Annotated in this window: 8 protein-coding genes; 7 read left to right on the top strand and 1 reads right to left on the bottom strand. The window is 52.0% G+C overall.

The genetic code is table 11. The annotated features are described in order from the left end of the window. The 7 genes from ABYW01_RS08495 to ABYW01_RS08525 all read left to right on the top strand — a co-directional run. On the top strand, positions 1 to 434 hold a 434-nt coding region (locus ABYW01_RS08495; protein WP_372832056.1), incomplete at its 5' end, for a universal stress protein. A 219-nt stretch (positions 435 to 653) separates the two neighbouring features. Continuing rightward, entirely contained in the window at positions 654 to 1,040 is a 387-nt protein-coding gene (locus ABYW01_RS08500) for a DUF6627 family protein (RefSeq protein ID WP_372832057.1), read from the top strand. Then, positions 1,037 to 2,032 (top strand): PA2778 family cysteine peptidase, encoded by a 996-nt coding sequence (locus ABYW01_RS08505; protein ID WP_372832058.1) that lies wholly within the window; start codon positions 1,037 to 1,039, stop codon positions 2,030 to 2,032. The genes ABYW01_RS08500 and ABYW01_RS08505 overlap by 4 nt, the downstream gene beginning before the upstream one ends. A gap of 325 nt (positions 2,033 to 2,357) precedes the next feature. Continuing rightward, positions 2,358 to 3,434 carry a hydrogenase small subunit gene (locus tag ABYW01_RS08510; protein ID WP_372832060.1) on the top strand — a complete coding sequence of 359 codons (1,077 nt, stop codon included), beginning with the start codon at positions 2,358 to 2,360 and terminating at the stop codon, positions 3,432 to 3,434. After that, positions 3,434 to 5,239 carry a nickel-dependent hydrogenase large subunit gene (locus ABYW01_RS08515; RefSeq protein ID WP_193952910.1) on the top strand — a complete coding sequence of 602 codons (1,806 nt, stop codon included), beginning with the start codon at positions 3,434 to 3,436 and terminating at the stop codon, positions 5,237 to 5,239. Before ABYW01_RS08510 ends, ABYW01_RS08515 begins: the two co-directional genes overlap by 1 nt. A gap of 60 nt (positions 5,240 to 5,299) precedes the next feature. Next, the gene (gene cybH / locus ABYW01_RS08520; RefSeq protein ID WP_372832062.1) at positions 5,300 to 6,052 is read left to right on the top strand and encodes a Ni/Fe-hydrogenase, b-type cytochrome subunit; all 753 of its coding nucleotides are present in this window, start codon (positions 5,300 to 5,302) and stop codon (positions 6,050 to 6,052) included. A 212-nt stretch (positions 6,053 to 6,264) separates the two neighbouring features. Next, the gene (locus ABYW01_RS08525; protein ID WP_372832063.1) at positions 6,265 to 6,546 is read left to right on the top strand and encodes a HigA family addiction module antitoxin; all 282 of its coding nucleotides are present in this window, start codon (positions 6,265 to 6,267) and stop codon (positions 6,544 to 6,546) included. A 158-nt stretch (positions 6,547 to 6,704) separates the two neighbouring features. Here the strand turns inward: ABYW01_RS08525 and ABYW01_RS08530 are convergent, their stop codons facing one another. After that, entirely contained in the window at positions 6,705 to 7,694 is a 990-nt protein-coding gene (locus ABYW01_RS08530; RefSeq protein WP_372832064.1) for a hypothetical protein, read from the bottom strand. Positions 7,695 to 8,163: the final 469 nt, after the last annotated feature.

Below are 8,163 nucleotides of genomic sequence, written 5' to 3' on the forward strand. Positions count from 1 at the left end.
ATCTGATGTTTAATAAAGTGCTTTTACCGGTAGATCTGTCCCATGAAGATCATATCCGGGAGCTGATGCGTGTGGCTGTCAAAATGGCGGAGGGTGAGTCACCGGAAGTGCATATGCTCTATGTGGATCAAAGCCTGATTCACAGTGCCGGTTATCCCCATCTGAATGAGCAAAGCATTGCTGGCCATCATCGTGACGCTAAACACACCATGGATCGATTGCTGGCCGAGCTACCTGAAGGCCTGGTCGGATTTAGCCATTGCTGTGAGGGAACAGCCCACGACCAGATCCTTGAAACTGCCGAAGCGTTGGCCGTCAACGTCATTGTGATGATGGCGCGTAAGCCGGGCATTCGTAGCTACTTTATTGGTTCCAATGCGGAGCGTGTGGTGCGTCATGCGGGGTGTTCTGTGGTGATAGTGCGCAACGACTGATCTCATATTTAGGCGTTACCAGGTGTAATAAAGTCCGGGCTTATCCCCGGACTTTTTTGTTTTGAACCATCTTATCCGATTCAATATTTCTGGCTTTTCTCATTTGCTTCATCAGGGCTTGAGCACTGTCGCATGGCACTGTTCATCGGGTTGCTCAAGTCAGGTTGGCTTTATTTCCTATACTTAGAAAACTCTTAATCAGTTTGATGGTGAGCGGAAATGAAGAAAACAAAGCAGATTGTGGCTTCAGTTCTTATCATGATGCTGGGCCTTATACAGTTGCCCGTCGCTCAGGCGGCAATGATCACGACCGACCAAGCGATACAAGCGCAGCAGGGTGATGCTGAGCGGGCACGCTTGATCTCCTTGCTGCAAAAGGATGAGTTGCAACAACAATTAACAGTCTATGGATTGGATGCGTCGATGGCGGCGGAACGGGTCCGTAGCATGAGTGATGCCGAGGTGGCGATGCTTAATGCGAAGCTGGATGAGTTACCGGCGGGTGAAGGGATTGTGGGCTTGGCCGCCCTGTTCTTTATCGTATTCATCATCACGGATGCCTTGGGTGCGACCGACATATTCACCTTTGTTAAACCGATCCGATGATCAGGATATCTGCACTCCTGAATGTGCATAAACTCAATATATGGCTGATTGTAGGAAGCCTGTTTCTGACGGGGTGCAGCAGCAAAAGTGTCTGGCGTGAGCAGGCCAGCAGCCTGCATCAACTGCCTACCGCTATCGAGCTGGAAGACACACCGTTCTTTCCACAGACCCAATATCATTGTGGTCCCGCTGCACTGGCGACGATTCTAAGTGCGACCGGTGTTGATACTGTGCCTGACGAACTCACACCTTATGTCTATCTACCCGAGCGAAAAGGAAGTTTGCAGGTGGATCTCGTCGCGACAACACGCCGTTTTCAACGGTTACCTTATGAGTTAACAGGGCGCGTGGATGTGCTCTTTGCCGAAGTGGCCAACAACCAACCGGTGCTGGTGATGCAGAATCTGGGGTTTGATTGGCTGCCGCAGTGGCATTACGCGGTAGTGGTTGGCTATGACCTGGAGCGGGAAACCGTCACGCTGCGTTCAGGTGAAGAGCGGCGGCGTGTGGTACCGATCTACACCTTTGATAAAACCTGGGCACGGGCTAAGCGTTGGGCAATGGTGGCCGCACCACCTGAACGTATCCCTGTGAGCGCAGATGCTGATCAATACGTGCGTGTTGTACATGATGTAGAAAAGCTGCATCCAGAGATCGCTGTCAGCGCCTACCAGCATGCAATAGAGCGCTGGCCGGATAATGCGCTGATATGGTTGGCGCTGGGTAATGCGTTGTACAGTCAACAGCAGTATCAGGGTTCTGTCTCAACGTACCGTGAAGCACTGCAGCATCATCCTGACAACGAACAACTGTGGAATAACTACGCCTATGCGTTGAGCTCTGTCGAGTGTGGCGAAGCGTCTCGCGCTGCGATTCACTGTGCGGTGCGGATTAAACCGAATGACCCCCTCTTAATCGACAGTCTCTACGAGTTGCACCAACATAACGTCAAGACAGCGCTATTGTGTGATGTGGTGCATTGCCCTCTATAAGTTGAGACATTCTCGGCTCGATCTATCTATATGGAGACCCCATGGACGGGGTGTGAACTCCATCTTCCGACCTTCGTCGCTGCTAACTGACTTGCCGTTTGTTCGGTCAGGCTGGTAAGTCAGTTATCCATTGTTTTTGTTGTTCCCCTCCTGATCGTTGATTCCTAGTGGTTTTTAAACTTGGCCCACTCTTTGCTGAAGCTATAGCTAACCAATAAAAAACAAAAAAGCTGAACACTGTTTGCTGCCGCACCTTTTGCATCTGGGGTGAGTGGGTCAAAACGAGCAGTGCTTCTTCAGCGGTACCACTGCCGGAGAGAGCCGAATGTCCCAAATCGAAACCTTCTACGAAGTCATGCGACGACAGGGAATCACCCGTCGTAGCTTCCTCAAATACTGTAGCCTGACCGCCGCTGCTCTGGGTCTGGGGCCAACGTTTGCGCCGCAGATCGCGCATGCGATGGAGACCAAAGAACGTACGCCGGTGATCTGGTTGCATGGTCTTGAATGTACCTGTTGTTCCGAGTCCTTTATCCGTTCTGCACATCCACTGGTTAAAGACGTGGTGCTGTCGATGATCTCACTGGACTACGACGACACGCTGATGGCATCTGCCGGTCATCAGGCCGAGGCCATTCTGGAAGAGACTATTCAGAAGTACAAAGGTAAGTACATTCTGGCCGTAGAAGGTAATCCACCGCTCAACGAAGACGGCATGTTCTGTATCGTGGGTGGTAAACCGTTTCTCGATCAATTGAAGCACGCCGCGAAAGATGCGGCAGCCGTTATCGCGTGGGGTTCCTGTGCATCCTGGGGTTGTGTGCAGGCCGCACGTCCGAACCCAACACAGGCGGTACCGATTCACAAAGTGATTACCGATAAACCGATTATCAAAGTGCCCGGTTGCCCGCCGATTGCGGAAGTGATGACCGGGGTGATCACCTACATGCTGACCTTTGGCAGGCTGCCAGAGCTGGACCGTCAGGGGCGTCCGAAAATGTTCTACAGTCAGCGAATCCACGATAAATGTTACCGCCGTCCGCACTTTGATGCGGGGCAGTTTGTTGAGCAGTGGGACGATGAAGGCGCCCGCAAAGGGTACTGCCTCTACAAAGTGGGCTGTAAGGGGCCGACCACCTATAACGCGTGTTCAACCGTCCGCTGGAACGAAGGCACCTCCTTCCCGATTCAGGCGGGCCACGGGTGTATCGGTTGCTCCGAAGATGGTTTTTGGGACAAAGGCTCCTTCTATGATCGCCTGACCAATATTCCGCAGTTCGGCATTGAGAAAAATGCCGATCAGATAGGTACCGCCGTCGCCGGTGGTGTGGGTGCGGCCATCGCGGCCCATGCTGCCGTGAGTGCAGTGAAACGCGCGCAGCACAAAGGAGATCAGGAATAATGACCGAACTGAATACAAAAAATCTGGATAACAGCGGTCGTCGTATTGTTGTTGATCCCGTGACCCGTATCGAAGGTCACATGCGTTGCGAAGTAAACGTGGATGAGAACAACATCATCCGAAACGCCGTCTCCACCGGCACCATGTGGCGTGGTTTGGAAGTGATCCTGAAAGGTCGTGATCCTCGTGACGCCTGGGCGTTTGTTGAACGTATCTGTGGTGTCTGTACCGGAACCCATGCACTGACCTCAGTGCGCGCGGTGGAAGATGCGCTGGGTATTCAGGTACCGCTCAACGCCCACCTGATCCGTCATATGATGGACAAAACCCTGCAGATTCACGATCACATCGTCCATTTCTATCACCTGCACGCTCTGGACTGGGTGAACCCGGTCAACGCGCTAAAAGCCGATCCGGTGGCAACCTCTGAACTGCAGCAAATGGTGTCGCCGAAGCATGCGAAATCCAGCCCGGGTTACTTCAAAGATGTGCAGACGCGCCTGAAGAAGTTTGTCGAAACCGGCCAATTGGGCCTGTTTGCCAACGGTTACTGGGATAACCCTGCGTATAAACTGCCGCCGGAAGCGGACTTGATGGCTGTTTCCCACTATCTGGAAGCGCTGGATCTGCAGCGTGACATTGTCAAGATTCACACCATCTTTGGTGGTAAAAACCCGCATCCGAACTACATGGTGGGCGGTGTCGCCTGTGCGATCAACATCGATGGAACGGGTGCGTCCGGTGCGCCGGTGAATATGACCAGTCTGAACTTTGTACTGGAGCGTATCCGAGAAGCACAGGAGTTCACCAAAAACGTTTACCTGCCGGATGTGATGGCGGTGGCCAGTATCTACAAAGACTGGCTCTATGGTGGCGGTCTGGCCGCTGAGAACGTGCTTTCGTACGGCACTTATTCTCAGGTGCCGTACGACAAATCCACGGATCTGCTGCCGGCTGGTGCAATCATCGGCGGCAACTGGAACGAAGTGCATCCGGTGGATGTGCGCGACCCTGAACAGATTCAGGAGTTTGTTGATCATTCGTGGTACAGCTACGCCAACGGCGAAAAAGGCCTGCATCCATGGGATGGGGAAACCGAGCCGAAGTTCGAGCTGGGCCCCAATACCGTCGGCACAAAAACCAACATCAAAGAGCTGGATGAATCTGCGAAGTACAGCTGGATTAAAGCACCACGCTGGCGCGGTCATGCGATGGAAGTGGGGCCACTGTCTCGTTACATCATCGGTTACGTATCCGGTCAGGAATATGTGCAGGAGCAGGTGGATCGCTCCCTGTCAGGCTTTAATCAGGCCACCGGTCTGGATTTGGGACTGAAACAGTTCCTGCCGTCCACGTTAGGTCGCACGCTGGCACGCGCGCTGGAGTGTGAACTGTGCTGTGACACCATGCTCGATGACTGGCATCAGTTGGTGAACAACATCAAGAACGGTGACAGTTCGACTGCCAATGTGGAGAAGTGGGATCCAAGCACCTGGCCAAAAGAGGCGCTGGGTGTAGGGATCAACGAAGCCCCCCGTGGCGCGCTGGGTCACTGGATCAAGATCAAAGACGGCAAGATCGAAAACTATCAGGCGATTGTGCCCACCACCTGGAACGGATCGCCGCGTGATGCGCAGGGCAATATCGGCGCCTTTGAAGCCGCGTTGCTGAATACGCCGATGGAGCGACCGGATGAGCCGGTGGAAATTCTGCGTACGTTGCACAGCTTTGACCCTTGTCTGGCGTGTTCTACACACGTGATGTCCGAAGACGGCCAGGAGCTGACTAAGGTGAAAATCCGGTAATGTGCTGCGCGTAGGGTCGGTTGAGTCTGGTTCTGCGCGCTGTTCTGGGAGGTTAGAAAGATGACTATGTCAGTAAAAGAAGACGACCTGCTCACCGGAGAAGATGCAACTCGTGAAGAGCAGGAAAAACCGATCACCCGCAAACAGACCGCGGTGTACGTATACGAAGCCCCGGTGCGTTTATGGCACTGGGTGACCGTGTTCTCTGTACTGGTGCTGTGTGTCAGCGGTTATTTTATCGGATCACCGTTACCGACTATGCCGGGTGAAGCGATCGATAACTACCTGATGGGATATATCCGCTTTGCGCACTTTACGGCGGGCTACATCGTCGCGATCGCATTCATAGGCCGCATCTACTGGGCGTTGGTGGGGAACAGTCACGCACGTGAACTGTTTTTCCCTAAGCTGGCAACCCGTAAATGGTGGCGTGAAGCGATCCATGAGGTGCGTTGGTATCTGTTTCTGGAGAAAACCCCTAAGAAATATATTGGCCATAACCCGCTGGGGCAGCTGGCGATGTTTTTCTTCTTTGTGCTGGGCATGATCTTCATGATCATCACCGGTTTTGCGCTGTATGGCGAAGGACTGGGGCAAGGAAGTTGGGCCGATGTTGTTTTCGGCTGGGTGATCCCGGCGATGGGGCAGAGTCAGGACGTTCATACCTGGCACCATCTGGGTATGTGGTACCTGATCACCTTTATCATGATCCATGTATACGTGGCGGTGCGTGAAGACATCATGTCCCGTCAGAGCCTGATCTCCACCATGATTGGTGGCTGGCGTATGTTTAAAGATGACCGCCCGGACTGATCCGGCGGCATTTGACCATCTTCCGATTGCTCTGGGAGACCGTTGGTAGTCACTTATCAGATCCACCTGCTGATCAGTGACTACAGGCAAAATACCTTCAGGAACCTGTCGTTCCTGAAGGTCACGATTGTCATTCAATAGTTGGGCCTGCCGAAGGTATCTTATGCCGGAGGCGGGCCGTTTTTTTCAGAGTCGAGTCCAAGAGGTATCCCGTGCAAGCAACCGTACTTCGGCGACGCTTCTGTAGCCGAAAACCGGAACATCCCGGCGCTTTTCTGGAGCGTTGCTACATGAAACCGCTCCATATCTCCCAGTCTGAACTGGCGCGAACACTGGGGATCTCCCGTCGCCGGGTGAATGAGATCGTTAATGGTCAGCGAGCGATTACCGCCGATACGGCCTTGCGTTTAGCTGAGTGCTTTAAAACAACCCCAATGTTCTGGCTGGAAAAGCAGCAGTTGTGGGAGTTATATGTCGCCAGCAGGCTGCCCTGATAATTGTAGTAGGTCGCAGGGCAAAACCGCTGAAACATGGGCGTAGCGGATAGGTTCAGGCAGTAATGTTTGCGACATCTGGAACAAGACAGCGGTGCGCCACAAAAGCTATCGCACTCTTGTTGATCCTCTCAAGGGGCACTTTATTCTCAGCTACGTTAGCCGACGTAGTTGCCGTCAGCACCGGCGACGCTCAGCAGTACACCATCTATATTGGCAACACCCACTAAAGAGACTGCTTCTTGGTAGGTAATATTCGATGCAGAAGGCGCATAGTCGGCAATTTCAGTGCGAAATTCATCCGTAAATTCTCCATCCCGTAAAACCGTAGTTAGAAGAGCGTCAACACTTTCGTAAGCAAAGTCATTTCCGCCATAACTGATTGTATGGGCAGAGATTTCTCCATCGCGATAGATGGTTGTTTCTGCCAGACCCGTTAATAATATTGGGTCTGAACCAAGCACGCCTTGGTTCACAATAATTGAGAGTACGTTATTTTCTACGCGGTTGTTGGTAATGCCTATGTCAGTGACTGACATTGCAACATCGGAGAATTGTAGGGTTTCGATACCGGTTAGCGTATCAGTACCCTCAGACCCGACACGATCTGAAACAGTGACTACGCCATCTTGTTCAGTAAGCCTGTAGTTTGAACGAATGCCTGAAAAAACAGCCGTGTCACTGCCATCGCCACCTGTTATAGCATCGTTACCATTGCCTCCGGTGAAAATATCGTTCCCCGAGTAGCCCGATAGCGTGTCGGAATTATCGCCACCCGTAATATTGTCGTCACCCGCAAGCAGGGCTGACCACTCAGATGAAAACAATAAGGAGTTCAAGTCGATGCTGACATCGGTAAAAGAGACTCGATCGTATCCCTTTCCCGCGCCTAAATATTCAAGGTATAGGAAACTGGATACAGTCCCTGACGTTCCGGTAAGTGCGTTGGAATCGGTATAGGAAAAAGAACCTTCCAGGGTGTAGTAGGTTTTAAGACTGCTATTTGATAGCGACATCCAGGTGGATGTTATCAATGCGTCGTAGGGGGAGAAAAAGGACGTTCTGTCGCTAGTTTGAGTTGCGAAGACCAAACCTCCCACAGTGTTAAGCCCGAATGTCGTAGAGTTTGAGTCGACGGTTATATTCACAATATCTCCTCCTTGAAAACTATTTATTGGTCCCGCGTGAAGCCAGGGGATTCAGTCGCCCTCTGAATTGGATCATCATACAATCAACGATAGTGATACTCACCACTGCTTTGAACACTGCGGATGGGTTCCTCCTTTAAGTATCGGCAGATAAAGATTAACTTTGATGTAAAACAGGGAGGTGCGTGCTGAAATCCTCAACACGGGAAGAGAGTCGATCTAGTGTCGTTCAGCAGAGTATGGGCGTCTGGCAACGTACAAGGTGGAAACGTTGAGAAGAGGTTTTTGGCATTGTAGGTGCTGTCTTCAGGGGGCTGATGGATAGATTCAGTACGACTTTTTCAGTATTTTTATTGCTGACCCTTATCTATCCAATTTTGATTTTTGAATAAGCAGGTGTCGATGTTAAACGCGGTCTGTCAGACCGCGTCGAGTTCGCTTAACGAGATATCGTTATACTGCTCGCGCA

It is taken from the genome of Pontibacterium sp. (assembly GCF_041587635.1).
In the GTDB taxonomy this organism is placed as follows: Bacteria; Pseudomonadota; Gammaproteobacteria; order Pseudomonadales; family Balneatricaceae; genus Pontibacterium.

Bases quoted from the DNA above. Each gene is read 5' to 3' on its own strand.
- cybH (WP_372832062.1), top strand. From the start codon at position 5,300: ATGACTATGTCAGTAAAAGAAGACGACCTGCTCACCGGAGAAGATGCA.
- ABYW01_RS08505 (WP_372832058.1), top strand. From the start codon at position 1,037: ATGATCAGGATATCTGCACTCCTGAATGTGCATAAACTCAATATATGG.
- ABYW01_RS08510 (WP_372832060.1), top strand. From the start codon at position 2,358: ATGTCCCAAATCGAAACCTTCTACGAAGTCATGCGACGACAGGGAATC.
- ABYW01_RS08515 (WP_193952910.1), top strand. From the start codon at position 3,434: ATGACCGAACTGAATACAAAAAATCTGGATAACAGCGGTCGTCGTATT.
- ABYW01_RS08500 (WP_372832057.1), top strand. From the start codon at position 654: ATGAAGAAAACAAAGCAGATTGTGGCTTCAGTTCTTATCATGATGCTG.